The organism is Kribbella orskensis (assembly GCF_004342085.1).
In the GTDB taxonomy this organism is placed as follows: Bacteria; Actinomycetota; Actinomycetes; order Propionibacteriales; family Kribbellaceae; genus Kribbella; species Kribbella orskensis.
The window spans coordinates 516,280-542,942 of the sequence record NZ_SLWM01000004.1; the positions used below are offsets into that span (position 1 = coordinate 516,280).

At 68.8% G+C, this 26,663-nt stretch carries 22 protein-coding genes; 11 read left to right on the top strand and 11 right to left on the bottom strand.

All coding sequences use genetic code 11. The annotated features are described in order from the left end of the window. The first annotated feature begins 76 nt into the window (after nucleotides 1-76). Both EV644_RS14650 and EV644_RS14655 read left to right on the top strand, forming a co-directional pair. On the top strand, nucleotides 77-886 hold the full coding sequence (locus EV644_RS14650) for an S-methyl-5'-thioadenosine phosphorylase (RefSeq protein ID WP_132188792.1): 810 nt from the start codon (nucleotides 77-79) through the stop codon (nucleotides 884-886). Beyond that, nucleotides 883-1,899: an NAD-dependent epimerase/dehydratase family protein gene (locus EV644_RS14655; RefSeq protein ID WP_132188793.1), complete on the top strand. Its 1,017-nt coding sequence runs from the start codon at nucleotides 883-885 to the stop codon at nucleotides 1,897-1,899. The genes EV644_RS14650 and EV644_RS14655 overlap by 4 nt, the downstream gene beginning before the upstream one ends. 6 nt (nucleotides 1,900-1,905) lie before the next feature. Here EV644_RS14655 and EV644_RS14660 read toward each other — a convergent pair whose 3' ends face one another. Both EV644_RS14660 and EV644_RS14665 read right to left on the bottom strand, forming a co-directional pair. Then, nucleotides 1,906-3,072, bottom strand: coding sequence for a sensor histidine kinase (locus EV644_RS14660; RefSeq protein ID WP_132188794.1), 1,167 nt, complete (start codon nucleotides 3,070-3,072; stop codon nucleotides 1,906-1,908). Beyond that, entirely contained in the window at nucleotides 3,069-3,767 is a 699-nt protein-coding gene (locus EV644_RS14665; RefSeq protein WP_199239813.1) for a response regulator transcription factor, read from the bottom strand. The genes EV644_RS14660 and EV644_RS14665 overlap by 4 nt, the downstream gene beginning before the upstream one ends. Nucleotides 3,768-3,889: 122 nt before the next feature. Between EV644_RS14665 and EV644_RS14670 the strand changes: the two genes are divergently transcribed. The 4 genes from EV644_RS14670 to EV644_RS14685 are packed head-to-tail and all read left to right on the top strand — an operon-like array spanning nucleotide 3,890 to nucleotide 8,082. Continuing rightward, the gene (locus tag EV644_RS14670; protein WP_132188795.1) at nucleotides 3,890-4,549 is read left to right on the top strand and encodes a glycosyltransferase family 2 protein; all 660 of its coding nucleotides are present in this window, start codon (nucleotides 3,890-3,892) and stop codon (nucleotides 4,547-4,549) included. After that, complete coding sequence (locus EV644_RS44530; protein ID WP_158292826.1) at nucleotides 4,546-5,826, top strand: DUF2064 domain-containing protein; 1,281 nt, start codon at nucleotides 4,546-4,548, stop codon at nucleotides 5,824-5,826. The genes EV644_RS14670 and EV644_RS44530 overlap by 4 nt, the downstream gene beginning before the upstream one ends. Before the next feature lie 20 nt (nucleotides 5,827-5,846). Next, nucleotides 5,847-7,259, top strand: a complete 1,413-nt coding sequence (locus EV644_RS14680) for a glycosyltransferase 87 family protein (protein WP_158292827.1) — start codon at nucleotides 5,847-5,849, stop codon at nucleotides 7,257-7,259. Beyond that, nucleotides 7,225-8,082, top strand: a complete 858-nt coding sequence (locus tag EV644_RS14685) for an ATP-grasp domain-containing protein (RefSeq protein ID WP_132188797.1) — start codon at nucleotides 7,225-7,227, stop codon at nucleotides 8,080-8,082. Before EV644_RS14680 ends, EV644_RS14685 begins: the two co-directional genes overlap by 35 nt. Here EV644_RS14685 and EV644_RS14690 read toward each other — a convergent pair. Further along, a complete protein-coding gene (locus EV644_RS14690; RefSeq protein ID WP_132188798.1) occupies nucleotides 8,010-8,660 on the bottom strand; it encodes a DUF998 domain-containing protein in 651 nt (216 codons plus the stop codon). The genes EV644_RS14685 and EV644_RS14690 overlap by 73 nt on opposite strands. A gap of 155 nt (nucleotides 8,661-8,815) precedes the next feature. Here EV644_RS14690 and EV644_RS14695 point away from each other — a divergent pair, with 155 nt between their 5' ends. Beyond that, nucleotides 8,816-9,076, top strand: coding sequence for a WhiB family transcriptional regulator (locus tag EV644_RS14695; protein ID WP_132188799.1), 261 nt, complete (start codon nucleotides 8,816-8,818; stop codon nucleotides 9,074-9,076). A gap of 62 nt (nucleotides 9,077-9,138) precedes the next feature. Continuing rightward, nucleotides 9,139-10,068 (top strand): threonine ammonia-lyase, encoded by a 930-nt coding sequence (locus EV644_RS14700; RefSeq protein WP_132188800.1) that lies wholly within the window; start codon nucleotides 9,139-9,141, stop codon nucleotides 10,066-10,068. A 44-nt stretch (nucleotides 10,069-10,112) separates the two neighbouring features. On the opposite strand, the gene EV644_RS14705 is transcribed toward EV644_RS14700, so the two are convergent. The 7 genes from EV644_RS14705 to EV644_RS14735 all read right to left on the bottom strand — a co-directional run bounded on the left by EV644_RS14705 (nucleotide 10,113) and on the right by EV644_RS14735 (nucleotide 21,359). Continuing rightward, nucleotides 10,113-12,089 (bottom strand): HNH endonuclease signature motif containing protein, encoded by a 1,977-nt coding sequence (locus EV644_RS14705; protein ID WP_132188801.1) that lies wholly within the window; start codon nucleotides 12,087-12,089, stop codon nucleotides 10,113-10,115. Nucleotides 12,090-12,099: 10 nt separating this feature from the next. After that, the gene (locus EV644_RS14710) at nucleotides 12,100-13,557 is read right to left on the bottom strand and encodes a glycosyltransferase family 87 protein (protein WP_132188802.1); all 1,458 of its coding nucleotides are present in this window, start codon (nucleotides 13,555-13,557) and stop codon (nucleotides 12,100-12,102) included. Between the two features lie 117 nt (nucleotides 13,558-13,674). Further along, nucleotides 13,675-15,228 carry a glycoside hydrolase family 43 protein gene (locus EV644_RS14715; RefSeq protein ID WP_132188803.1) on the bottom strand — a complete coding sequence of 518 codons (1,554 nt, stop codon included), beginning with the start codon at nucleotides 15,226-15,228 and terminating at the stop codon, nucleotides 13,675-13,677. A 76-nt stretch (nucleotides 15,229-15,304) separates the two neighbouring features. Continuing rightward, complete coding sequence (locus EV644_RS14720; protein WP_132188804.1) at nucleotides 15,305-16,990, bottom strand: type 2 periplasmic-binding domain-containing protein; 1,686 nt, start codon at nucleotides 16,988-16,990, stop codon at nucleotides 15,305-15,307. A 44-nt stretch (nucleotides 16,991-17,034) separates the two neighbouring features. Then, the gene (locus tag EV644_RS14725) at nucleotides 17,035-17,946 is read right to left on the bottom strand and encodes a carbohydrate ABC transporter permease (protein WP_132188805.1); all 912 of its coding nucleotides are present in this window, start codon (nucleotides 17,944-17,946) and stop codon (nucleotides 17,035-17,037) included. Beyond that, complete coding sequence (locus EV644_RS14730; RefSeq protein WP_199239814.1) at nucleotides 17,943-18,923, bottom strand: ABC transporter permease; 981 nt, start codon at nucleotides 18,921-18,923, stop codon at nucleotides 17,943-17,945. Before EV644_RS14730 ends, EV644_RS14725 begins: the two co-directional genes overlap by 4 nt. 72 nt (nucleotides 18,924-18,995) lie before the next feature. Next, entirely contained in the window at nucleotides 18,996-21,359 is a 2,364-nt protein-coding gene (locus EV644_RS14735; RefSeq protein WP_158292828.1) for a glycoside hydrolase family 95 protein, read from the bottom strand. A 143-nt stretch (nucleotides 21,360-21,502) separates the two neighbouring features. Between EV644_RS14735 and EV644_RS14740 the strand changes: the two genes are divergently transcribed. The 3 genes from EV644_RS14740 to EV644_RS14750 are packed head-to-tail and all read left to right on the top strand — an operon-like array spanning nucleotide 21,503 to nucleotide 25,658. Next, nucleotides 21,503-22,822 (top strand): L-fuconate dehydratase, encoded by a 1,320-nt coding sequence (locus EV644_RS14740; RefSeq protein WP_132188807.1) that lies wholly within the window; start codon nucleotides 21,503-21,505, stop codon nucleotides 22,820-22,822. 50 nt (nucleotides 22,823-22,872) lie between these two features. Then, nucleotides 22,873-23,607: a FadR/GntR family transcriptional regulator gene (locus tag EV644_RS14745; RefSeq protein WP_132188808.1), complete on the top strand. Its 735-nt coding sequence runs from the start codon at nucleotides 22,873-22,875 to the stop codon at nucleotides 23,605-23,607. Nucleotides 23,608-23,621: 14 nt separating this feature from the next. Further along, nucleotides 23,622-25,658 (top strand): glycoside hydrolase family 36 protein, encoded by a 2,037-nt coding sequence (locus tag EV644_RS14750; protein WP_132188809.1) that lies wholly within the window; start codon nucleotides 23,622-23,624, stop codon nucleotides 25,656-25,658. On the opposite strand, the gene EV644_RS14755 is transcribed toward EV644_RS14750, so the two are convergent. Continuing rightward, on the bottom strand, nucleotides 25,648-26,634 hold the full coding sequence (locus EV644_RS14755; protein WP_132188810.1) for a methyltransferase: 987 nt from the start codon (nucleotides 26,632-26,634) through the stop codon (nucleotides 25,648-25,650). The two genes, EV644_RS14750 and EV644_RS14755, sit on opposite strands and share 11 nt — an antisense overlap. Nucleotides 26,635-26,663: the final 29 nt, after the last annotated feature.

The following is a 26,663-nucleotide window of genomic DNA, read 5'->3' on the forward strand; positions in this document are numbered from 1 at the left end:
GACCACCGATTACGGAGCGCTGACGGTCCGGGCAGATCGGGTAGTCGGGGGCGGCCGCGCTTCTAGGGTCGAGTACATGGCTGAAATCGGCGTGATCGGTGGATCCGGCTTCTACTCCTTCCTCTCCGATGCCCGCGTGGTCGAGGTAGAGACTCCGTTCGGGCCACCGAGCGAACCACCCGTGGTCGGCGAGGTGAGCGGACGCGAGGTCGCCTTCATCCCGCGTCACGGCGCCGACCACCGCTTCCCGCCGCACCGGGTCAACTACCGCGCCAACCTGTGGGCACTGCGTCACCTCGGTGTGCGCCAGGTGCTCGGCCCTTGCGCGGTCGGGTCGCTCACATCCGAGCTGACTCCTGGCACGTTCGTCGTCCCTGACCAGTTCGTCGACCGCACCTGGGGCCGCGAGCACACCGTGTACGACGGAGCGCCGGTCGTCCACGTCTCCTCCGCCGACCCGTACTGCGCCGCCGGCCGCGCGACCGTCCTTGCCGCAGGCAACAGCTTCCACGACGAGCATGATGGCCAGGTGGTCGACGGGGGAACCATGGTGGTGATCAACGGGCCGCGGTTCTCCACCAGAGCAGAGTCCCGGTGGCATGCGGCCCAGGGCTGGTCGATCGTCGGTATGACCGGCGCGCCGGAAGCCTCAATTGCCCGCGAACTCGCGCTCTGCTACACCGCCGTCGCTGTCGTCACCGATCACGACGCCGGGGTCGAGGCGGGTGAAGGTGTCACTCAGGCAGAGGTGTTCGCAGTCTTCGGCCGCAGCATCGACCGTCTGAAAGGTCTGTTGACCGAGGTGATCGGCCAGCTCCCGAAACCGGACGCCGACTGCAGCTGCCGGCATGCGTTGGACGGCACCGCCGGAGAGGGCCGCTGGTGAGGATCCTGCTCACCGGTGGAGCCGGTTTCATAGGGCGGCACGTGCACGCCCAGTTGCTCGCAGATGGTCACGAGGTCAGGGTTCTCGACTCCCTGAGACCAGATGTCCATCAGACGAAGCCGGCCGTCGACAACCTGATCGTCGCCGACATCCGCGACGGTGAGGCGGTCGATCGGGCGTTGGTCGGCGTCGACGCGGTCGTCCACCTGGCCGCCAAGGTCGGGCTGGGCGTCGACCTCGACGACATGGACGACTACGTCAGCAGCAACAGCCTCGGCACCGCCGTCCTGCTTCGCCGGCTGGGCCGACGGAAAGTGCGACGGCTGGTCTACGCAAGCTCGATGGTGGTCTACGGCGAAGGCCACTACGAGTGCGACCGGCATGGTGAGGTCGCGCCCGGCCCGCGCCGGATCGAGGACCTCGACGCCGGACAGTTCGAGCCACCCTGCCCGATCTGTGGCGAGCCATTGCGCCCGGGGCTGGTCACCGAGGACGCCCCTACCGATCCGCGCAACACCTACGCCGCCAGCAAGCTGAACGGCGAACACCTGGCCGCCGCCTGGGCCAGGGAGGCCGGCGGCCGGGTGGCGGCGATGCGCTTCCACAACGTCTACGGACCAGGCATGCCCCGCAATACGCCGTACGCGGGAGTGGCGGCGATCTTCCGGTCGGCGCTGGCACGCGGTGAGGCGCCGACTGTGTTCGAGGACGGGCTGCAGCGGCGCGACTTCGTCCACGTGAGCGACGTCGCCGCGGCGGTCTCCACCGCGGCCGTCGCCGACCACCCGCAGTTCGCGGCGTACAACGTGGGCAGCGGGACCGTCCGCACCATCGGCGACCTCGCCGGCGAACTCTCCCGCGCCTACGGTGGCCTGGACCCGGTCATCACCGGCGACTACCGGCTAGGCGACGTCCGCCACATCACCGCCTCCTCCGACCGCCTCCGCGCACACCTCGGCTGGAAACCCGGCTACGACCTCACCACCGGAATCGCCGACCTCCTCAGGCACTAGAAGAACTCAAGAGCTGGAGCCGGTCGGGACAGGTGGGAGGTCGATCTCGAAGGCGCAGCCGCCGTCGATGTTGGTGACGCCGATGGTGCCTTCGTGGGACTCGACGACGCCGCGGGCGATCGCGAGACCGAGGCCGCCGCCGCTGCTGTTGGAGGAGGAACCGCTGGTGGGGGTGCGTTGCTCGTCGCCGCGCCAGCCGATGTCGAAGACGCGTTCCAGGTCGTCGTCCGGGATCCCGCCGCAGCCATCGGTCACGGCCAGGCGGACGCGTCCGTCGGTGTCGCGGTCCACCGTCAGCTTCACCGTTCCGCCGGGCTCGGTATGACGGATCGCGTTGCCGACCAGGTTCGTCACCGCGCGGGTCAGTTCGTCCGCGTCACCGTGCACCGCGAGCCTGTCGTCGTCCGATGGCGTCGACACCTTCAACGAGACTCCTTCGGACCGGGCGTGCTCGCACGTCTCCCCCGCCACGTCCTCGGCGAGCTCCCGCAGGCTGACGGCTGTCCGCCGCCGCGGAGGCGGAGCCGCCGACAGCCGCGACAGCTCGAACAGGTCGTCCACGAGCCCGGTCATCCGATCCACTGTCGTCCGCATCTGCCGCAGCGCCCCGGGCACGTCGTCGATCACCCCGTCCTCCAGGCCCTCCGAGACCGCCCGCAGACCGGCGAGCGGCGTACGGAGGTCGTGGGACATGAAGGCGACCAGCTCGCGCCGGCTGGCTTCGAGTGCACGCTCGCGGTCGTGGGACGCGGCCAGCCGCTTCCGCGTCATCTCCAGCTCGTCAGTGATCGCGGCCAGCTCCGCGGGAACGTTGCCGCTGGTGCCACCCGCCACCGGCTCGTACGACGTACCGAGGTGGCGCAGGCGGCGTCCGACGTCGCGGGAGCTGGTGGTGATCCACTGACCGAGCAGGACCGAGATCGCCAGGCCGAGCAGGCCCGAGAACGCCAGAGTCCACAGCACGACTAGCGAGTCGTGCGCGGAGATGAACATCGCCCGGACGCTCTGGGTCACGGCGGCCAGGGCTGCGAGCATCGGCACCAGGCTCGCCACGATCATCGTGGTCCGCAGCGAGCGCCGGCGGAACCGCCACAGGACGGCCACCCCGATCGCGGCGACCACGAGAGTCCAGACAGCCGTCAGGCCGAGGATCGTGACCTGGTCGCGGTTCATCCGGCCTCACCTGCGAAGCGGTAGCCGGTCCGCGGCACGGTGAGCACCAGCTGTGGATCGGAGGGATCGACCTCGATCTTCTCCCGCAACCGGCGGACGTGCACGGTCACCGTCGAGGAGTCCCCGAAGTCCCAGCCCCAGACCCGGCGGAGCAGTTCGGCCTTCGTGTAGGCCTTGCCCGGATGCGCGACGAAGAAGGCGAGCAGGTCGAACTCGCGATGCGTGAGCGACAGCTCGGCGCCGTCCAGGAAGGCCGTGTGGGCGGCGGTGTCAACGGTGACCGGGCCCGCGGTGAGCTTGGTCGGGGTGAGGTCCAGCCCGGCCAGCCGCTCCTCGCGCCGGAGCATCGCCTGCACTCGCAGGGTGAGCTCGCGCGGGCTGAACGGCTTCACCACATAGTCGTCCGCGCCGAACTCGAGCCCGACCAGCCGGTCCTCCTCCTCGCCGCGGGCCGACAGCATGATCACCGCGGCCCCATCGTCGGCCGCGCGCATCCGGCGCAGTACCTCCAGGCCCGACAGGCCGGGCAGCATCACGTCCAGCACCACGACCGAGGGCTTCCACTGCTGCCACACCTCGACCGCCGTCGCACCGTCGGCGACCACCCGGGCGTCGTACCCGGCCTTGGTCAGGTACGCCGAGACGACGTTCGACACGGTCGGGTCGTCGTCCACCACGAGCACACGAGTAGCCACGGGTCGAGCGTAGATCTTCCGGTGACCCCGGACCGCCTTCCGCTGCGGTCCGGGGTGGGACGTAAGCGAGCCGTATCCGCGTTCGGTCCCGCTCGGCACGGGAATCTCCCTACGGTCGAAGGGTGCCTCCTGCCGACGTCGATCTCGTCCTCCCGTGCCTCAACGAGGCCGGGGCGCTGCCGTGGGTGCTCGGCCGGTTGCCCGTCGGAGTGCGGGCCGTTGTCGTGGACAACGGCTCGACCGACGGCTCCGCCGAGCTCGCTGCCCGCCTTGGCGCCCTGGTGGTTCCTTGCGAGGTTCGCGGGTACGGCGCCGCCTGCCATGCCGGGCTGGAAGCCTCGACGGCGCCGGTGGTCGCCTTCCTCGACGCGGACGCGTCGCTGGATCCGCGACAGCTCGTGCGAGTCACCGCCCCCGTGCTGGCGGACGAGTTCGACCTGATGCTCGGCCGACGACGCCCGATCTCGCGGGAGGCCTGGCCGTGGCACCTGCGCCTGGCCAATTTGGAACTCTCGCGCCGGATCCGTCGGCGTACCGGCGTTCGGCTGCACGATCTCGGGCCGATGCGTGCCGCACGACGCGAGGCCCTGCTGGAGTTGGCCTTGGCCGACCGGCGATCGGGTTATCCGTTGGAGACCGTGGTGAAGGCCGCCGACGCCGGCTGGCGGATCGCCGAGGTCGACGTCGACTACCTGCCGCGCTCGGGGCGCTCGAAGGTGACCGGTACTCCGCTCGGCGCTGCTCGTGCCGTCAAGGACATGACGAAGGTGCTCTCCGCATGACGACTGCCGAGACTCTGATCGTCATCGCCAAGGAGCCCGTGCCGGGGCTGGTCAAGACGCGGCTGCAGACCGAGTTCACCCCCGCCGAGGCCGCCGCGCTTGCCCGCGCTTCGCTGACCGACACCCTCGCCGCCGTCCGCTCCACCCCGGTAGGCCGGTACGTCCTCGCGTTGGAAGGTGAGCCCGGGTCCTGGCTGCCACCTGGATTCGACGTCGTTCCCCAGCGCGGCGACGGCCTCGACGAAAGGCTCGCGGCCGCCTTCGAGGACGCCTACTCCGGTACTCCGATGTTGCTCGTGGGCATGGATACTCCACAGCTGACGAGTGACCTGCTGGGGGTGGACTGGTCCGGGCATGACGCAGTACTGGGGTTGACCGAGGATGGCGGGTATTGGTGTCTGGGGTTGCGTGAGCCGGACCGGCGGGCGCTCATCGGCGTACCGATGTCGACGGACCACACCGGGGTGGATCAGTTGGCGCGGCTGCGGTTGCTCGGCTATCGGGTGCTGCTGTTGCCGACCCTGCGGGACATGGATACCCCGGCGGATGCAGCGGCACTGGCGCAGCAGTTCCCGGCGCTGCGGGTGTCTCGATTGCACCGGAGGTTGCAGCATTCGGCGCATCCGGGACTGCTGTTCGAGAAGGCGCTGAAGGGTGCGCGGGTGGTTGCCACGGGCACCGATGGGCGAGTCGTGCCGTCGCTGGCCGAGATGGATCGCTGGCGGGCGCCGGCGGACGCGGTGGACCGGTTGGCGCTGAGCCGCTGTGAGGGCCCGGTGCTCGACATCGGTTGTGGGCCGGGGCGGATCGTGACGGCACTGGCGGAGCGCGGCATTCCGGCGCTGGGCGTGGACATCTCCGCGCAGGCGGTCCTGCAGACCACCGAGCGCGGTGTGCCGGCCCTGCGTCGGCCGGTCCAGGAGCCGTTGCCGGGCGAGGGGCGGTGGGGCAGCGTGCTCCTGATGGACGGCAACATCGGCATCGGCGGTGCGCCCGACGTCCTGCTCCGGCGCTGCGCCGAACTGGTCCGCCCGGACGGCCTGGTCCTCGTCGAGGTAGACCCCGACGACAACCTGGACGACGCCGCGCCGATCGTCCTGCACAGCGACGGCGGCCGCCGCTCCAAGCCATTGCCCTGGGCAAGGGTGGGTGCGCGCGCCGTTCTCCGTCATGCCCTCGGCACGGACCTCGTCGCCACCGAGGAATGGCGGGCCGACAGCCGAGCCTTCCTGACCTTCCGCCGGATCGCCACTCCTGCCCGCCTGGCCCGGGCGTGATGTTCGGCCGAGGGCTCCCGGTGGTGGTTGGCGGGGCGATTGCTGCCGCGGCCTGTGGCGGGGTCATCGTGGCGGAGGCGGCTCATTGGTGGCCGAACCTGACCTTGCTGGGCGCCTGTCTGGTGGTGGCGGGTCTCGGCTGGTTGGTGGTGCGGCGGCCGGCGGGGTCTCGGGCTGGGTGGACGGTGGTCGGGTGTGCGGTGCTGTGTCAGTTGCCAGGGCTGGTCAGTGCGCCGATCACCAGTACGGATGCCTATCGGTATGTGTGGGACGGGCGGGTGCAGTTGTCCGGGAGTTCGCCGTACTCGCATGTGCCGCTCGATGATGCGCTTGCTCGCTTGCGGGATCCGCTGCTCTTCCCAGGTCTGTCGGAGGAGGATCGCTCGAGAGTTGTCGGGCCGCCGCGGGTGCCTCACGATCCAGCCGCCATCGCGGCGCTGAGCGCGGACGACCCGCGGACGCTGATCAACCGGCCGCGCGTGCCGACCATCTATCCGCCGGTGGCCGAGGCCTATTTCACCGTGGTCGCCTTCTTCACACCCTGGTCGGCGGGGACTTTCGGACTCCAGGTAGCCGGCGCTGCACTCGCTGTGGCGTTGACCGGCTTGCTTGCGGTCGAACTCCGCCGCCAAGGCCGCGATCCACGGTGGGCCTTGCTGTGGGGTTGGTCACCGATCGTGGCGCTGGAGGCTGGCAACGCAGCCCACGTCGACGTGCTCGCGGCACTCCTGATCGTCGCCACCGTGGTCCTCGCCGCGCGCCGCCGACCGGTCTGGGCCGGCGTCCTCCTCGGAGCCGCCGCCTCGGTCAAACTCCTTCCCCTGCTGCTCCTCCCCGCCTTCGTCGCGATCCGCCGTCGCGACCTCCGTACGCCGCTGGTCGCCGTCGCCACCTTCGCCGGGTCCTACCTGCCGCACGTGCTTGCCGCCGGCACCTTGGTGGTCGGCTTCCTGCCCGGCTACCTGACCCAGGAGGGGTTCTCCGACGGGAGCTCCCGCTCGGCGATTCTCGCGCTGGTGTTGCCTCCTGAGGCCCGCCAACTCGCCGCCGGCCTCCTCGCGGTCGGGCTCGCGCTGCTGGCGATCCACCGGCACGGACGAGAGCCGATCGCCGTCACCTGCTGCTGGTTGTACGGCGCCGCGCTGCTCGTCACCACCCCGACCTACCCGTGGTACGGGCTCCCGCTGATCGCGCTCGCGGTAGTGGCCGGGCGGTTCGAGTGGCTCGCCGTACCAGTCGCCGCCTACCTGGCCTACGCGAGCTTCGGGCACGACGTCCGGCAGGGGCTGATCCACCTGACCGCCGCTGTCATCGTTGTCATCGCGATCACCGTACGTCACCGTCCGATCCTGGGAAGGCGTTTGACGAACGGGTCGCGGCGTGCCAACACTGATCCGCGTGTCTCCTCGTATCGCACTGGCAACCTCCGCTGACCACGCGGAACTGCACCCGCACGACCTGCCGCTGGCCGACGCCCTGCGCGTCGCCGGTCTCGACCCGGTGGCCGAGGTCTGGACCGACCCGTCGGTCGACTGGTCCTCGTACGACGCCGTCCTGCTGCGCTCAGTCTGGGATTACCACGTCCGGTACCTCGAGTTCACCGAGTGGCTCGGGCAGCTCGACAAGGCCGGGGTGCCGGTACTCAACGAGACCGACCTGGTCCGCTGGAACGCCGACAAGCAGTACCTGATGGAACTGCGCGAGCGCGGTGTCGCGATCGTGCCGTCCCAGGTGGCGGCCGGGCCCTGCCTGCGGGACGTGGTCAACGGCCTGAACGGCGAGCAGGTCGTGATCAAGCCGACCGTCAGCGCGACCGCCCACTTCACGATCCGCGGGACCGCGGGCTCGGACGAGCTGAGCCAGGCGATCGACGACCTGCCGGACACCGTGTACCTGGTGCAGCCGTTCCAGCCGGAGATCCAGTCCGAGGGCGAGTGGTCGCTGATCTTCATCGACGGCGAGTTCACCCACGCGGTGCTGAAGCGCCCGGCCGACGGCGACTTCCGGGTCCAGAACGACTTCGGCGGAACCGCCGAGCTGCTGGAGGCGCCGGCCGCAGTACTGGAAGGTGCGGCCGCGGCGCTCGCCGCAGCCGACACCCGCCGCTCCCCCGTGTACGCCCGCGTCGACGGCATCCTCGCCAACGGCCGCTTCCTGCTGATGGAGCTCGAACTCATCGAGCCCTACCTCTTCCTCCCCCAGTCCCCCGAAGCCACCACCAAACTCGCCTCGGCAGTAGCCACCCGCCTCAGCTGACAGGTCCGGCACAGGACCGCCACGAAGGCGAACTGGATCGCGGAGGCGATCACCAAGCGGATGCTCAGGCTGTCGAGATCAGGCCAAGCAGCTACGAGCAGTGCGGCCACGATGGTGCCGACTGTTGCCCAGCGGGCTCGGCCCTTGAACCGCCGCGCGAAGACGATCGCCGCAGCCGTCCAGGCGAGTTGAGCGATACCGAAGCCGACCTCGTGCAGTACCCCGTGCCAGCTCAGCTCCCCCGGCCCCTCGGGCGCGCCTTCCGGGAACCCGGCGCCAGGGTCGGTGACGAAGACCCCTGCCACGATCAGCCCGACTCCGAAGGCGCCGATGAGCCGTGGCCCCCAGATGCCTTGGCCTGCCCGTTTCAGCCCGACCGCGGCCGCGACGTACAGGCTTCCGGTCAGGACGAAGTTCGCAATCTGCACCCAGCCCGCGCCGCCCAACGCGAGCAGGCTGATCGGATGCCTGCCCGGGTCGAACCCTTCCCGGGTGAATGCCTGCACCGCCCAGATCGCCAGGAACAACGGCCCAGCCGCCACCCCACCCGCCACCAGTCGATCAGTGGTCAGCTTCATGATCCCGCTCCTCTGCTGATTGGTCTTCTCAGCAGAGACGTCGCACTCGTCGGCAAGAACCGGACAGGATGCCTAAGTGCAGTAATCCAGTCGACTAACTCTCATATAGCAAGACGCGGCACGAAGTGCGTGTGAGGGCGCATACCGTCAGCGTTATGAGGCCGACCCTGACAGTGATCGCAGACCCCGCGGACCGCTGGATGAGCGAGGCAGCCTGCATCGGACAGGCACCCGCCTACGACGAGACCGCGACGCCTTGGGAACAACGCAAGGCGCGCGAGCTCTGCGTGACCAGCTGCCCCGTCATCGCCGAGTGCTACGAGTGGGCGCGGCGTGAGAAGTTCACCGGTACCGCGGCCGGGCTGCGCCTGCTCTACGGCCGGCGCCGGGGCCACCCCGAGTCCGCCGCCAGCTGACGTGCCCGGTTCCCCATCGGTGCCGGACTCACGCCCCGGGACCGGCGACTAGGGTTCGGGGTATGCCGAGCCTCGAGGATGTTCGTACCGCTGCCGCTCAACTCCAGGGACGGATCCATCGGACGCCGATGGTCGAGTCGTCCGCGCTCGAGGGGATCTTCGGCGGCCGGCTGACGTTGAAGGCGGAGCTGTTCCAGAAGACCGGGAGCTTCAAGGTCCGCGGGCTGTTGAACAAGACGCTGAAGCTGACCCCGGAGGAATGCGAGCGCGGCGTGATCACCGTCTCGGCGGGCAACGCGGCCGGGGCGCTGGCCTGGGCGGCGCGCGACGCCGGAGTACCGGCGACCGTCGTGATGGCGAAGACCGCGGTACCCGCGAAGATCGAGGCAGCCCGCGCGTACGGCGCTCAGGTGGAACTCGTCGAAGGCGATCTGATGGGCGCCTACGAGTCGATCCGGGACGAGCGGAAGCTGACCGGCGTGCACCCGTTCGACGACCTCGACGTGATCACCGGCCACGGCAGCCTCGGCCTCGAACTGCTCGAGGACCGCCCTGAGATCGACACCGTGCTCGTCCCTGTGGGCGGCGGTGGACTGATCTCGGGCGTCGCGCTCACGGTCAAGCTCCTGAAGCCGGCCATCCGCGTGATCGGCATCGAGCCCGAGACCGCGGACGTGGTCAGCCGCAGCCTCGAAGCCGGCGGACCGCAGAAGCTCCCCACCGCCAGGAGCGTCGCCGACGGCCTCGCCGCCCCGATCTGCGGCACCCACAACTACGCCGTCATCACGCAGTACGTCGATGAGGTGGTCCGCGTCAGCGAGGACGCGATCATCGAGGCCACCCGGCTCGTCATGTCCCGCACCAAACTGGCCCTCGAACCAGCCGCGGCGGCCCCCTTCGCAGCCCTGCTGGAAGGCAAGATCCAACTCCAGGGCCTCACCGCCAGCATCATCAGCGGCGGCAACCTCGACGTGTCGAAACTGGTTCTCTGAGCGTTCGGCCGCTCGCGCCCCGACCAAATCAACGGGACGCTTCATTAGGCTGGCGACTCACCAGCCGGGTGCTCACCAGCTCGGTGCTGACCAGCCGGGTGCTCACCGTCGGGCCTTTCATCGGGTGGATCGTGGGCCACGTGGAGGTTGGTGCCCGGTCTGGCCGCCGGCCTGTACTGGCGGTAATGGCGGCCGGTGGGACTGATCCAGGTGTAGGTGTTGTCCGCATTGCGCTGGATGGACCAGTTGCCTTCATGCTTGAGGCGATGGTGGTGCCGACACAGGCAGTGCAGGTTGTCGGCGGTGGTCCTGCCACCGGCGGCGAACGCGACCCGGTGATCGAGGTCGGCGAATTCAGCCGGCCGGTTGCAGCCGGGAAACTGGCAGACCCGATCCCGCCAGCGGACATACCTGTCCGCCGCGGCCGAAGGCACATACCGATCGGGATCACCCGCAGGTGGCTCATCAGTCACCCGCAACTCAACCCGCGAACCGCCCCGCCCGCTGAGCGAATCTTCCCCGCTGAGCGGGTCGCCGACGGGATGCGGGTGCTGGTGGAAGGCCGGGCGCCGTCGCCTCCCGGTGGGGGTGGTTGGCAGATCGGGAAGCAAAGTGTCGCGGATGGCTTTGATGAGGTGCTTGCGCAATGAACTTTGCGGGATCGGGCCCTGCCCGTCGATCTCGCCGCCGGTGCTGACCTGTCCGGTGAGCACCGCGCGCAGTTCGGCGCCGGTGGCATGAATGACCACTACCGCATCGGCACCCGGAGCGGTCTCGTCCAACTCCCGCCCACCAGCCTCGTCACCACACTGATCGGCGGAGCCATCGTGGTGGTCAACGGGACCAACGCGGTGGTCAGTGGGATTGGCGCAGTGATGGTCGGCGCGACCGGTGCAGTGGTGGTCAGCGGGATCGTGGTGATGGTCGGCCGGGCTGGCGTGGTCGGCCGAAGAAACCGTGGCACTGGCGGCGGGCTTCTTGGAGCGTGGGAGGAGGCGGGCCAGGGCTATGTCGGCGCGGAGCTGATCCAGGCTGCGTGTGTCGCCGTCGCGGCGGAGGCGGACGGCGGCGCGGGACAGACTGGTCATGACAGCGGCTGCGTCGACAGCGTCCTGGTTGTGGATCAGTTCGGCGGTTCCGAAGTCGGTGCTCACCATGCGCACCGAACGTTCATCGCGCGCCTGCTGATGAGCCTTCTCGGTCGAGGCCGGGTTGCGCCGGGCGGCTTCGCGCCGGGCGAGCTGCTTGATGCCTTGCAGCGGATGCTTGCGGGCCCAGTCCAGCACCGCCGCCTCCGCCGCACGAAAGTCTTCGAGGTCATCGAGGACCGACAACTCGGCGACGATCGTGAAAGCGGCACGTTCGGTCAGGACGCCCTCGACCAGCGCGCGGTGGGTGGCGGGAAAGTTGTGGACCAGTTCCCACGACGAGTGGATGCGCCTGGTTGCCGCTGATCGATGCAGATTCAGCGCCAGGCCGATCTCATCGGACACGGAGCGCAGATCCCCACCGTGCCAACGGCGTTCCCCCGCCGCCGCGACCCGGTCACCGGGCTCAGGATGCCGGTGTCCGAGATCAGCCGACACACCACGGACCGAGTCGTCGAAGGACGCGACCGCCTCAGCCTTCAGCCCGGCAAGCCGCGCCTCGAGCCGGCCGATGGCTTCGACACGATCCAGCCACGCCCCGTCGGTCAATCGCGACGTGTCCTGGAAGACCACAGCCTCATACAGCAACGAGCCCTGGTTGTGGTCGTCCTCCTCGTCGAACCGCGACAATCCACCATGGCGGTCGTAGGCCTGCGCCCGGCGCCGCGACGTCGCAACGAGCCCCTGGAACCTCGCCTCCACATCCTCAGCCGCCGCCCCAGGTGTACCCCGAGGCGCTGGTGGAGCCGCAGCGAGGGACAACGGCGAGCGCCCGGCCGGCTGCGGCGAGGGACGCAGCACGTCGCCTACCGGCTCAATGATCGGACACTCACTCATAAATCGAGTATACGTTCGAATACTCTCAGCAATCAAGTCAGCCGGGCTAGACGTGGGCTGGGTCCAACTTTCGTGGGGGGAGGTCCGAGACGACGCCGTCGCCGGGATCGTCGACCACGCCGCCTTGGCGGACCGGGTCGTGCTCTGGCAGGAGGATGTCGCGGGCGACCACCAGCATCAGCCAGAGGGTGCCGGCCATCCGCAGGATCACGGACAGCCAGTAGATCCGGTCCGGCTGGTCCGGTGATCCGGGGGCGAGGAACTGGGCGAGATGCAGCCAGACCATCATCCAGTAGAAGCACTCGCAGGCCTGCCAGATCAGCCAGTCCCGCAGCTTCGGCCGGGCCAGTGCGACCAGCGGCAGCAGCCAGAGCACGTACTGCGGTGAGTACACCTTGTTCACCAGCAGGAACGCGGCGACCACCAGGAACGCCAGTTGCGCGAACCGCGGCGGCTTCGGCGCCATCAGTCCGAGAATCGCGATCGAGAGACAGAGTCCGCCGAAGATCACGATGCTGAGCTGGTTCACGTCGGCGACTTCGTGCTTGGCCAGCTTCAGCACGTACCAGATCGAGCCGTAGTCGCTCTCGCGCTCGTCGTTGAAGACCCAGAACGACAGCCACTCGTTCTTGGCCAGCAGGTAGATCGGCGCGTTCACCAGCCCCCAGGTGACGACTCCCGCGAGTGCCGCCACGAACCACTGCCAGAGCTTGCGTGCGCGCAGACAGACGATCAGCAACGGCCCGAGCAGCAGGAACGGGTAGAACTTCGCCGCGGTGCCCAAACCGAGCAGGATTCCGAACCAGATCGGTTTACCCCGGGACCAGGCGTACATCGCGCCGGCTGTGAGCACCACCGCGAAGAGATCCCAGTTGATCGTCGAGGTGAACGCCAGCACCGGCGCCGCCGCGACGTACAGGGCGACGAGGGGCTGACCGCGAGCGCCGCCCGGGCGGCGTGCGACGCCCCGCGCGGTGGCTGCCGTCAACCCGACCAGGATGAGTGCGCAGACGAAGAGCATCGCGACGTTCACGACGAAGAAGACGCCGGCTGTGTCGCGCTTCTGCTCGACCGTCAGGTCCTGCTTCGGGTCGCCGGTGATCAGCCAGGTGATCTGCGCCGCGACCTCCATGAAGCCGCCGGTCAGCACCGGGTACTCCAGGACCGGGTAGTTGCCGGTGTCCAGGAACGGCCGGTTGCCCTCGGCGAAACCGCGCTCCTGGTACAGGTAGCCGATGTCGGAGTAGCACAGCGCCTTGAACGGCCGCCAGCTCTGCCGGTCCCAGCCCGCCTCCATACAGGGCGCCTTCTGCAGCACACCGAGCGCGAAGGTGATCGTGCAGACGGCCAGCACGATCCGCAGCGGCGTCCACCAGGACGAACTGATCCGGGCGAACCGCCCGGTCGGACCGCCGAGGCCCACGGTCAGGCCGGCGACGGCCGGATCGACCTCGGCCGGCCGGGCCAGCGAGTCCTGGGCACTTGGTGGCGTCACGGGGGCCATCGTCTCCTATCCGCTCACCGCCCTGGCAGGCGGCGCCCGCCAGGTTACCCAGGATGTCCACCCGCGTGCCTCATCCCCGCCCATCCGCGTGCCACGAACCACGGGCGAGCAAGCGCTTCACCGCGTACTTCGGGGAGCGGTGGGTGTCTGGAGTCGTTGGTGAACGCGGTAGCGGAAGGTGTCGAACCGGGCGGTGCCGGCGTCGTCGGTGGGAGCGGTGCTGAACAGGGCGATTCGGGCGCCTCGGTAGTCCGACCATGAGGCCGTGTCGGTGTTTCCGAGCGGATCGAAGGTCGTGTCGTCGAGACTGTAGGCGTAGGTGACGTAGTCGCGCTCGTCGACGACCAGCTGCAACCAGAGTGGGCCGCTCCCGACCACGGGTCCGGTAGCTGGGTGCTCACCTATGGTGGCGAGGCGAAACAGATCGCCTTCGCGAGTGACGGTGATCGAGGAGCTCCGGCGGCACAGGATGCCCAGACCGGCAGTCTGCTCGTCGGCGAAGTCGTCGGTGTGCAATCGGATGCTCGCGGTCGAGCCGGCCGTGCCGAGCAGGCGTCTGGTGAGGGTGGACGGCACAGCTCGGAGGTCGTCTGGACCCAGGGGCCGCGAAGCACGCAGTACGAGGCCGTCGGCGAGGGTCCACGAGCCGATGCGGGGTGCGTGGTTCCACTCCCAGTCCGGCGCGAGCTGATCAGCGCCGAAGTCGTCATCGAGGGCCAGGTCCACGGGATCTGTGACCTGCACGGGCGACTGGGCCTGCCAGACCATCCTGCCCGGTGCGTCAGCCGCGCCGACTACGGGCCAGCCGTTGATCCACCGGACCGGAAGAACGCTGACGGGACGGCCGTCGGCATAGCCGCCACGGCCGTGGTGGGTGATCAAGGACCACGAGCCGTCGGCGTGGTCGACCAGGGCGCCCTGATTCGGCTCCCGCTCACGATCCGGACCGAGCCCCAGAAGGAGAACGCGCTTCTCCCACGGACCACTCAGCGAGGCGGCCCGCATGATGACCAGTACCCGGTTGCCATCACCGCGGACCTCGTTGTGCAGCACGTAGTAGCGGCCGCCGAGCTTGTAGATCTTGTTCCCCTCGCTGGTGTGCCAGTCGTCGATGACCACTCTGCCGTCCAGGTCGATGGACCTGCCGTCCGGACTCATGGGGATCAGCCAGGTGATCCAGGCACCGCGACCAGGCGAGCTCGCCACCAGCCACGCTCGTCCGTCGTCGTCCCACAGCGGACACGGGTCGTCCCAGCCGGTCTCGTCGCTCAGTCGGTGCAGAGGCGACCAAGGACCGGCCGGATGCTCGGCGGTGGTCACGAAGATGCCCTCGTCGAGTGTCGTGAAGTGCAGCCAGTACCGGCCGCGATGGTGACGAAGGCTCCCGGCGTAGATGCCGACGTTGTACCTCTCCATCCGGTCCGAGCGGTACTCCGGCCCCAGCACGCCGATGTCCGGGACAGCCGCGCCGACGTGTCGCCACGAGACCAGGTCGCGCGAGTGCAGGATCGCCATCCCCGGCGAGTACTGGAAGGTCGACGTGATCATCCAATAGTCCTCACCGACCCTGATCACGTCCGGATCGGAGTAGTCGCCGGGGAGAACCGGATTGGCGTAGGAGCCGCTGCCGAGGTGTCCCCAGGCGGCCGGCAAGGGCGAACTTGCGCTCATGAGGCGTTGCCGGCCTTCCTGAACCGGTGGACGTGGAAGGACCGGCCGGCCAGTGTCGGCCGGCCGGTCCTTCGGGTTACTTGGGGACCTTGTCGTACGCGGTCTGCTGGATCTCCAGGTAGCGCTTCAGGCCGAGGCCGTCGAGGCCCTTGACGTAGCTGTCCCAGTCCTTCGAGAGGTCCTTCGACCCGGTGATGAACTGCAGGGCGTTCTGCTGGACGTAGTTCTCGATGTTCGTCTGCAGTGTCGCCACCTCACTGCCGAGGGACGGGTCGATCCACACCTTCCAGTACGGGTAGACCTGCGCCTTGTCCTCCTTGCCGTCGTACAGCTTGGTCGCCTCGAACAGCCGGCGCTCGTAACCCGCCTGGTTGTAGATGTCGGTGTTGATCGACTCGGCGGCCCGGAAGTCCGCGGTGTTGTTGTACTGCGCGATCGCCTGCCACGCGGTGTTCGGCGGCTTCGCGCCAGCCTTCTGCGGGATCTGCCGGTAGAGCGGCTTGACCGACTTGTCGAGCGCCACCTCACCAGGCTGCGGCTTCGCCCAGGTCTTGCCCTCGGTGCCGAACATCCCGTTGATCTCGCCCTCGGGGGTGAACAGGTAGTCGAGCATCTTGATCGACTGGATCTGCACCTCGGGGCTCGCCTTGTTGGTCAGCGCGAAGGTGGCGCCGGGCACGCTCGGGAAGTTGTACGCCGAGAAGTTCGAGCCGTTCGGTCCGGTCAGCGGCGCCACCGGGTCGTACTGCTTGTCTCGGCCGTCGGGCTGGCCGAGGGTGACGAAGATGCCTGGGTGCAGCACGGTCGCCGAGCCCAGGATGACGGTGCCGGTGTTGTCACCCTGCTGCTGCAGCGCGTCCGCGTTCTGGGTGAAGGCGCCCTTGTCGATCAGGCCCTCCTTGTAGAGCGAGTTCAGGTAGGCGAGACCCTCGCGCCAGCCGTCCTTGTTCGCCTGCAGGTCGACCTTGCCGTCGCGCAGTACCAGGGCCGAGTTGTTGTTGCCGCTGGTGCCCTGCGGGTCGTAGATGAAGGCGTTCATGAAGTACGGGATCAGCGAGTCGCGGACGTCCGCGCTGAGCGGGATCTCGTCCGCCTTGCCGTTGCCGTTCGGGTCCTTCGTCTTGAAGGCCTGCAGCACCGCGCGCATCTCGTCGGGGGTCTTCGGCTGCTGCAGCCCGAGCTTCTTCAGCCAGGTCGAGTTCAGCCAGAGCTTGCCCTGGTAGGAGCAGTGGTAGCAGTCGACCCACTGCGGCATCCCGTAGATCTTGCCGTCGGGCGCGGTCGCCATCGCCTTGTAGTCGGGGTTGGAGTCCAGCGCCTTCTTGATGTTCGGCGCGTACTGGTCGATCAACTGGTTCAGCGGCAGGACGACGCCCTGGTTGGCCAGCCGGAGCAGGTCCGCCTGGGTGAACTGGTCCACCCACGGGATCAGCAGGTAGAGGTCCGGGTAGTCACCGCTGGCCAGCGAGATCTGCCGTTTCTCCTTGGCCGGCCCCGCGTCGTACGTGCTGGTCTGCCACTTGAAGGTGATGTTGAACATCTGTGACATCTTCTGGGTGAACTCGTTCTTCGCCAGGTTGAAGTCTGGTCCCTGCGGGGCGAAGACGTTGATCGTGACGGCCGGGTTGCCGGTGATGGTCGGCAGCGGTTTGCCGGCCGTGTCGGCCGCGTCCGTGCCGCCGGTACAGGCGGCCAGGGCGAGGGCGGCCAGGCTGAGCCCGGCGACCACCGTTGACCGGGTCACTCTGGAGCGAACAGTCATCTTTGTTTCCTCACTCGGTTGACTGGCAGTGCGGCACCGCGCGATCAGCCCTTGACGGCGCCGATCATGATGCCCTTGGTGAAGTAGCGGGCGACGAGGGGATAGATCAGCAGGACCGGCACGCTGGACACCACGATCAGCGAGTACTTGAGCAGGTCGGCCATCTGCTGGCGTTGCAGCATCACGGACGCGTCGACCGCGCCGCCGCTGTAGGTGTTGAGGATCAGCACGTTGCGCAGGACGAGCTGCAGCGGGAACAGATCCGGGTTCTTCAGGTAGATCAGCGCGTCGAAGTACGAGTTCCATTGCAGGATCGCGTACATCAGCGCGACCACGGCGATCATCGGTTTGGCCAGCGGGATCACCACCGACCAGAGGAACCGCAGGTCGCTCGCCCCGTCCAGCTGCGCGGCCTCGGCGAGCTCGTCCGGGATCGCCGTCCGGAAGTAGGTCCGGGCGATGATCACCTGCCAGACGCCGATCGCCTGCGGGATGATGAGCGCCCACCGGGTGTCGAGCATGCCGAGCGACTGGACCACCAGGTACGTCGGGATCAGGCCGCCGGAGAACAGCATCGTGAAGAGGATCAGGCTCATCACCAGGTTCCGGCCGACGAAGGTCTTCCGCGACAACGGGTAGGCGATGGCGATGGTGAGGGTGACGCTGATCAGGGTGCCGAACACCGTGTAGAACAAGGAGTTCGCATAGCCCTGGATCACCTGCGGGTTGCCCAGCGCGGTCTCGTAGCCGCGCAGGGAGAAGTCGACCGGCCAGAGCGTGACCCGCCCGGCCGACACCGCCTCCGGGCTGCTGAACGAGCTGGCCACGATGTACATCAGCGGCAGCAGCACGATGGCCAGGAAGACCAGCAGCAGCAGGTAGACGAAGAACATGAAGACCTTGTCGGTCCGGGGCTCGTGGATCCGGCGGGCCCGCTCCGCCCGCGACGCCCTCATGACCACAGTCCGTTCCCGGTGACCCGTTTGGCGATCACGTTGACGAAGAGCAGCAGGAGCAGGTTGATCACCGAGTTGAACAACCCGACCGCGGTGGCCAGGCTGAAGTCGGCGTTCAGCAGGCCTGTCTTGTAGACGTAGGTGGCGATGATCTCGGACTGGCTGAGGTTCAGCGGGTTCTGCAGCAGGAACGCCTTCTCGAAGCCGATCGCCATGATGTTGCCGACGCCGAGCACCAGGATGATCACCGCGGTCGGCAGGATGCCGGGGATGTCGACGTGCAGGATGCGCCGCAGCCGGCCCGCGCCGTCCACCTTGGCGGCCTCGTGCAGCGCCGGGTCGATGCCGGCCAGCGCCGCGAGGTAGATCACCGCCGAGTAGCCGGCCGTCTGCCAGATCTCCGACCACACGTAGATGTGCCGGAAGTACGACGGATCGCCGAGGTAGTCGATCGCGTCGACGCCGAAGAACCCCAGCCCGCGGTTGACGATGCCGAGCCGCGGCGCCAGCACGAGGATGGTCATCGAGACGACCACCACGGTGGAGATGAAGTACGGCGCGTAGGTGACCAGCTGGACCGACCGCTTGAAGAATCCCTGGCGGACCTCGTTCAGCGCCAGCGCCAGGATGATCGCGATCGGGAAGCTGGCGATCACCGTGTAGAAGGAGAGCAGGAAGGTGTTCTTCACCAGGTTCCAGAACACCGGGTTGTTGAAGAATGCCTCGAAGTTCTTCAGCCCGACCCAGTCGCTGCCCCAGATGCCGGCGATCACGTTGTAGTTCTTGAACGCCAGCACTCCGTTGGACATCGGGATGTACTTGAACACCGCGAAGTACAGCAGCGGCAGGATGAGCAGCAGGTAGAGCTGCCAGTGGTAGCGAAGGCTCTTCCGAAGGGCGCGGAGCCGGGTACCTCGGGGGCGACGGCCGCGTGGCGGCACCCCCGAGGCCTCCGGCCTCCGCATCGTCAGTGTCATCGGGCGTTCCCCTCTCCGGTGGCGGTCCAGTCGCTGGCGGTTCAGTCGCTCGCGACTCAGTCCGCTTCTGACTCAGCTCCAGCCGAGTCGGCTGGGCACACCGGCGGTCAGCGCCACCGGCGTGCGGTTGTCCCCGTGACGCACCACGACTTCCCGGTCCCGGTCGGCCGTCAGGACCACTCCGACCCCGGTCGCCGACCACTCGAGGTCGACGGTCACACCGCCGCGCGCTCGCAGGCCGGTCACGCTTCCGCCGGACCAGTCGGCCGGGACCGCGGGCAGTACGTCGAGCTCGCCGGTGTGGCTCTGCAGCAACATCTCGGCGATCCCCGCTGCCGAGCCGAAGTTGCCGTCGATCTGGAACGGCGGGTGAGCGCAGAACAGGTTCGGATACAGGCCTGCCCCGCTGCCGACGTAGTCCGTCCCGGTGTCGTTGGCCGGGGTCAGGAGTTCCTGGATCAGGCGGTGTGCGGCCGCGCCGTCGTGCAGGCGGGCTCGCAGGCAGATCTTCCAGGCGAGCGACCAGCCGGTGGCACGGTCGCCCCGCAGGTCGAGAGTCCGGGCAGCGGCGGCCGCCAGGGTCGCAGTACCGGAGGGGGTGATCGCGTCGCCCGGGTACAGGCCGACCAGGTGGGACACGTGCCGGTGGTGCGGTTCGACCTCGACCAGGTCCTCGGCCCACTCCTGTAGTTGCCCCTGGCTACCGATGGACGGATCGGGGATGCGCTTGCGGGCGGACGCCAGGTCGTCGACCAGTGGATCGGCCAGGCCGAGCAGGTCGGCGCTCTGCACGCAGCGGGCGAACAGATCAGAGATCAGCGCGAGGTCCATCGTGGACGACGCCGTCAGCGAGGCGGGCTCACCGTCGGACGCCACGAAGTCGTTTTCAGGCGAGGTGGACGGCGAGGTGCCGAGGTTGCCGTCGGGCAGTTCCACCAGCCACCCGAGGCAGAACTCGGCCGCGCCTCTCAGCGTCGGCCAGACGCGGCGGAGGTAGTCCAGATCCTCGGTGAACTCGTAGTGGTCCCAAAGGTGACGGCACAACCACGCGCCGGCCATCGGCCAGTTCGACCACTTGGGGTCGCCGTCCACCGGGATCGTCCAGCACCACGCGTCCGCGTTGTGGTGCGCCGTCCAGCCGTCGAGGCCGTAGCGTTCACCCGCCGTACTGCGGCCCGCCCGCGCGAGGTCCTCGACGTACCGGAGCAGGGGTTCGTGGCACTCGGGCAGCCCGGTCGCCTCCGCGGGCCAGTAGTTCATCTCGGTGTTGATGTTCACCGTGTAGTTGGAGCTCCACGGCGGCCGCAGTTCCTCGTTCCAGATCCCTTGCAGGGTGGTGGGCAGTCCACCCGGACGGGAGCTCGCGATCATCAGGTAGCGGCCGTAGTTGAACAGCAGCGCCACCAGGCCCGGGTCCTCGGCAGCGGTCGCCAGCCTGGCGTCGGTGGACAGCGACTGCCGCTCCGGATCGCCTTCGAGCTCCAGGACAGAGCGACGGAACAGGGCGCGATGATCCTCGACATGCTCGGCCAGCAGCTCGTCGTACCCCCGAGCGAGAGCGGCAGCCACCCGCGCGTTCGCGGTCTCCCAACACTCCTCGGCCGTGCGAGTCGGCGGCGCGAACGGCCCGGCATACCCCGTCTCGGTCGACAGCACCAGCGTCACTTCTTCCGCATCGCTGACACCCAAGCCATCGGCATCAGCCCGGCTCGACCCGTCCGAGCGAACCGCCAACGCGATCGCGCCGCTCATCCCTCGGTCGTCCTCGTCGGAGTAGCGCACCGGCTCCGCGACCTGCCTGTGCGGCGGCGCCACATCCGCCGGACAGTCCAGCAACAGCCCGAGCCCGTCCCCTTGCGGCCGAGCCTTCAACTGCGAGGTCACCCGCACGCCGACCGACAGCGCACCGGCCCGGGAGCTCCGCAACCGCAGCACCAGCACCCCGGCCGGCGCGCTCACGAAAACCTCCTGCCGCACGGTGACCCCGGCGAGCTCGTACTCCGCGACGGCGACCGCGGCGTCCAGGTCGAGCACGCGGCGGTACTCCTCCAGCGCGTCCGAGGGATCCTGGCCGTCGACCTTCACCTCGAGCAGCAGATCTCCGAACGGCAGATAGGCCTGCGAATGGCCGGCCTGGAATCCGCGGGCCAGGGCCTGGGCCGACCGGATGTCCCCGGCCGCGAGCGCGGTACGGACCTGATCGACCGCGGCGGCTCCGACCTCACCGAGGGGCGTCGCCAGCCGGCGCGTCGCCTCCGGGCTGCCCGACCAGCACGTCTCGTCGTTGAGGCCGATCCGGTCGACGCCCACACCGCCGAAGCACATCGCCCCGATCCGGCCGTTGCCGAGCGGGAGCGCCTCCAGCCAGCTGGCGGCGGGCCGGTCGTACCGCAGCCGCGTCTCGCTGGTCCGGTCCGCCCCGATCAGGTCATTCATCCGAGGTCTCCTCTGCCACGCCGTGGCAATCATCATATGAATTGCCGGGATCGTAGCGCTGGTCTAGCCTCAGGTCCAGACTCTGGCGCTCTGTTCGTAATAATTCATCTGCTCTATATTCGGCTTATCCTCTGGGAGGTCCCATGGCTCGCATCACCTCGGCCGAGGTCGTCGACGTCCGTTTCCCGACCTCGCTGACCCTTGACGGCTCGGACGCGATGAACAAGGACGGCGACTACTCCGCCGCCTACGTGGTCCTGCACACCGACGATCCGGCCCTCAGCGGGCACGGCTTCACGTTCACCATCGGCCGCGGGAACGACCTGTGCGTCGCCGCCGCCGTCCAGCGAGCCGAGCCTCTGATCGGCCGCGACGTCGACGACCTCGTGGGCGACCTGGGCGCGGTGTATCGCGAGCTCCAGTCCGACACCCAGTTGCGCTGGCTCGGCCCGGACAAGGGCGTCGTCCACCTGGCCCTGGCCGCGGTGATGAACGCGGTGTGGGACCTGGCCGCCCGGCGCGCCGGCAAGCCGCTGTGGCGGCTGCTGGCCGAGATGTCCCCCGAGGAACTGGTCGACGCGGCCGACCTGAGCTACCTGTCCGACGTCCTCACCCGCGACGACGCGATCGCCCTGCTGGCGAAGCAGGCCGACGGCCGGGCCGCCCGGATCGCCGAGCTCGAAGCGACCGGCTACCCCTGCTACACCACCTCAGCCGGGTGGCTCGGCTACTCCGACGACAAGCTGCGCGAGCTGTGCGAGGAAGCCGTTGCCGCGGGCTACAAACACGTGAAGCTCAAGGTGGGCGCCGATCTGGCCGACGACATCCGGCGCTGCGGCATCGTCCGCGAGGTGATCGGCCCGAAGGCCGGGCTGATGATCGACGCCAACCAGGTCTGGGACGTGCCGGAGGCGATCGAGTGGGTCCGGGCGCTGGCGGAGTTCGAGCCGTTGTGGATCGAGGAGCCGACCAGTCCGGACGACGTGCTCGGGCACGCCGCGATCCGCCGGGCGGTCGCCCCGATCGGCGTCGCGACCGGTGAGCACGGGATGAACCGGGTGCTGTTCAAGCAGTTCTTCCAGGCCGGCGCGATCGATTTCTGCCAGCTCGACGCCGCCCGGCTGGGCAGCATCAACGAGATCCTCGCGGTCTACCTGCTGGCCGCGCGGTTCGGCGTACCGGTGTGTCCGCACGCGGGCGGGGTCGGACTGTGCGAGCTCGTGCAGCACCTGTCGATCTTCGACTACGTCGCCGTGTCCGCCAGCCTGGAGGGGCGCGTCACGGAGTACGTCGACCACCTGCACGAACACTTCGTCGACCCCTGCGTGGTGCGCGACGGTGCGTATCTGTTGCCCTCCGCCGCCGGATACAGTGCCGAGATGCACCGGCGGTCGCTGGCGGCGTACGCCTTCCCGTCGGGTACCTACTGGGCCTCACGCGGCACTTCGGAGTCGGTCGCGTGAGGCTCGGCACCACCAGCTCCGCCCCACCCGCCGAGAAGGAGGACGTCCGCATGAGCACTACGACGAGTGGGTCCCAGACCGACGTTGTCGTGCAGGGCATCAAGCAGCTGATCGTGGACGGCACCCTCAAGGCGGGCGACCGGCTGCCGGTCGAGAAGGACCTCGGCGAGGCGCTGGGCGTCTCCCGCGGTCCACTGCGCGAGGGAGTCCGGGCGCTCTCGATCATGGGCGTGCTCGAGACCCGCCAGGGCGACGGCACCTACGTCACCGCCCTGGACTCCTCGTTGCTGATGGCCCCGATGGGCTTCGTCGTCGACCTGCAGGATCGCAGCGGCGCGCACCACCTGCACACCGTGCGGCGGATGCTCGAGACCGAGGCGGCCGCGCTGGCGGCGGCCAGGATCGGCGCGGAGGCGCTCGCCGCGGCGGACGCGATCCTGCGGCAGACCGAGCTGGAACTGGCCAGCGGCGACCCGAGCCACGAGGCCCTGATCGACAACGACATCGCCTTCCACCGGCTGATCGCACAGGAGACCGGAAACCCTGTGCTGGAAGCGCTGATCGGCGCCCTCAGCGGGCGGACGGTCCGCGACCGGTTGTGGCGATCGATCAGCCAGACCGGGGCGGACCAGGCGACCCACGGCGAACACCGGGCCATCCTCGCGGCGCTGGCCGAGCACGATCCCGAGCGCGCGCGGGTCCGGATGGCGGCGCACCTGTTCGCCGTCGAGGACTTCCTGCACGAGCAACCTCCCGGCGAGACACCGCCCTCCGACAGCCGCTGACCTTTGGGAGCTGGATGACCCTGCTCTGGCGTACTCCGAACCTGACCCTCACCTTCTCCCTCGACGACGGACCGGTCCGGCTGGTCGCGCTCCGGTCGACCAGCGACACCACTCCCCCGGCGCCCGATTCCCCGATGGCGACCGATCAGCCGATGGTGGAGGTGTCGGCGATCGGGCACGGTCGGGCGCCGGGGACCCTTCGCCATGTCGGCACGATCCTCGGCAGCCGGCTGCGGTACGTGTCGCATGAGAGCACCGACGACTCACTGCGCATCGTCCAGGAGGACGCGGAGACCGGGTTGCGGATCACCAGCTTCTTCAGCGCGACCGAGGGCATCCAGACCTGGACGGAGGCCAGGCTCACCGGACCGGGCTTACTCGAGCTCGACTTCCTCAGCTCGGTGGTGGTCGGGCTCGGATCGGTCGACCTCGATCTCGTTGCCGGTGACAACGACTGGATGGCGGAGAGCCGGTGGAGCGTCCGGCCGCTGCGGGAGATCGGCCTGCCCGGGATCCAGCGCGCGCCGCACCATCCCGTCGCCCGCAGCCGGCACGCGACCACCAGCCGTGGTTCGTGGTCGACGGGTGAGCACCTGCCTACCGGCGTACTGCTGGCCGACGGCTACGCGCTCGGCTGGCAGATCGAGCACAACGGTCCGTGGCACTACGAGCTCGGCGAAACCAAGGTCGGCGGGTATCTCCTGCTCAGCGGTCCCACCGACCAGGAACACCAGTGGACGACGACCATCCGGGGTGACCGGGCCTTCACCACCGTGCCGGTCTCGCTCGTCGTCGGCACCGGGCAGGACGACGCCTTCGCGGCGCTCACCCGGCAGCGCCGCTCGCTGCGGCGACGCCGCCCGGTCGACGACCGGATGCCCGTAGTCTTCAACGACTACATGAACACGTTGATGGGCGACCCCACCACGGAGAAGTTGCTGCCGCTGATCGATGCCGCGGCCGAGGCCGGTGCGGACTACTTCTGCATCGACGCCGGCTGGTACGCCGAGGGCGACTGGTGGAGCACGGTCGGCGCATGGCAGCCCTCGACCACCCGCTTCCCGAACGGGCTCGGCGAGGTGATCGACCGGATCCACCAGCGCGGTATGGTGCCCGGACTCTGGCTGGAGCCCGAGGTGGTCGGCGTCGACTCGCCGCTGGCCCGGGAACTCCCTGACGACGCGTTCATCACCCGGCGCGGGATCCGCGTCGCGGAGCACGGCCGCCACCTGCTGGACCTCCGCAGTACGGCGGCCCGCAAGCACCTCGACGACACGGTCGACCGGCTCGTCTCGGAGTACGGCATCGGCTTCTTCAAGCTGGACAACAACACGATGACCGGGCCGGGTACCGACGCCGGCGGGACGTCCCTCGGACAAGGGTTGCTGGAGCACAACCGGGCGCACCTGGCCTGGCTCGACGACGTACAGGCCCGTCATCCTGAGCTGTTGCTGGAGAACTGCGCGTCGGGGGCGATGCGGATGGACAACGCGGTGCTCTCGCGGTTGCACCTGCAGTCGACCTCCGACCAGCAGGACCCGTTGCTCTACGCACCGATCGCGGCAGCCGCGCCCGCCTCCGTGCTGCCCGAGCAGGCCGGCAACTGGGCCTATCCCAGGACGGGCATGTCCAAGGAGGAGTTCACCGTCTGCCTGGTGAACGGGATCCTCGGCCGCCTCTACCTGTCCGGCCACCTGAACCAGATGACCGCGGACGAGCTCGCCCTGGTCCGCGCCGCCGTCGCTGCGCACCGGGTCGTCCTCGAGGACCTGGAGACTCTCATCCCGTTCTGGCCACTCGGCCTTCCCGGCTGGACGGACGAGTGGGTCGCGTTGGGCTTGCGCGGCCCCACCACCTCGTACCTCACCGTTTGGCACCGCCAACCCGGTCCGGCGACGATCACCTTCCCGTTGGAAGGCGAGGTCGCGGACTTCTTCCCCGACCAGCCGGATGGCTGGACCTACACCCGGACCGACGGCCGGCTGACCGTCGCCACCACCGTCCCGGAGCCCTCCGCCCGCGTCATCACCACCACGACTGTCAAGCAGTGATGGCTTCCAGGATGGACATGCGGCTGTTGGTGTCGAGGACGCGGTTCAAGCGGAGACCCGCCGCGGTGAAGAGAGCGGCGTACTCCGCTTCGGTGCGCTCCCGACCGCCGGGGAGAACGAGCATGTTGAGGTCGGAGAAGGCCGCGAGGACCTCCTGACCGGTTCTGCCGAGAACGAGTTCGACGACCAGTACTACGCCCCCGGGGTTGAGCGACGCCGTACAGGTGCGGAGGATCTCCACGCAGCGGTCGTCAGGCCAGTCGTGCAGGATCGACTTCAGCAGGTAGGCATCCGCGGGCGGCACACTCTCGAAGAAGCTGCCGGCGACCGAGGACCACCGCGACTCCAACGCCGGAGACCTCGGCTTGGTGGCGACTACGTGGGACAGGTCGAAGACCGTGCCGCTGAGGTGTTCGTACGCCGTCAGTACCGCCTCCAGCAGGATGCCCTGGCCTCCGCCGATGTCGACAACGCTGCTCAGCCCGGAGAAGTCGTACGCCGCGGCCACTGCGGCGGCGACGGACGAGGTGAGCGCGGCCATGTTGTCGTTGAAGATCGCGTTGTGCTCCGGCTGCCCCTGCCGATGGGTCCACACGTCGTACCCGTGCAAGGCTTCGAACGCGTTCTCACCCGTCCGCACACTGTGACCGAGCTGACCCCACGCCGCCCAGAGCGCCGGGTCCTGCAGAGTCCGGGCCAGCGGACGCAGACTCCCGGCCACGTTCGACCGCAGGCCCGCGCCGACAGCTGTGTTGCTGTAGGCACCATCGTGCTCGGCGTAGACGCCGACAGCGACGAGTGCCCGCAGCAACCGTCGCAGCGTGTCCTCGTCCGCGCCGACCGCCTTCGCCAGGTCGGCAGCAGTGCGTGGCCCGCCGGCCAACTCGTCGGACAGCCCGAGCTCGGCAGCGACGCTGAGCGCCGCGGAGGTACGAAAACCAGTGACCATCGACTGCAACGTCGCAAGGGAGTCCATGGCCCGATCATCCGCTCAATCGGGAGCTG